Source organism: Rhodovulum viride (genome assembly GCF_003265965.1).
Lineage (GTDB): Bacteria > Pseudomonadota > Alphaproteobacteria > Rhodobacterales > Rhodobacteraceae > Rhodovulum > Rhodovulum kholense.
On record NZ_MUAV01000233.1, the window covers coordinates 1 to 325 of the forward strand.

Annotated in this window: 1 protein-coding gene; it reads left to right on the forward strand. The window is 66.2% G+C overall.

What is annotated here, in order from left to right:
• The coding region (locus BYZ73_RS21995; protein WP_146746429.1) for a transposase at positions 1-325 on the forward strand (325 nt) is incomplete at both ends.

Sequence of the window (325 nt, forward strand, 5' to 3'; positions counted from 1 at the left end):
CATCAAGGTGAAAGGCGAAGGCGAGTGGCACAGACGCAAACACGGCGCCTCGAAGTGCCGTGTCTGGCGCAAGATCCACATCGGCATAGACGAGGAAACGCTGGAGATCCGGGCCGTCGAAGTCACCTCCAGCAATGTAGGCGACGCGCCGATGCTGCCTAAGCTCCTGAAGCAGATCGGCCTGGATCGGCAAATCGCCACGGTCACTGCCGACGGCGCCTATGACACGCGCGCCTGCCACGACGCCATCGCCGACCGCGGCGCGGCCGCAATCATTCCGCCGCGCCGCAACGCCAGGCCATGGAAGCGGGACAGCGCCGGAGCC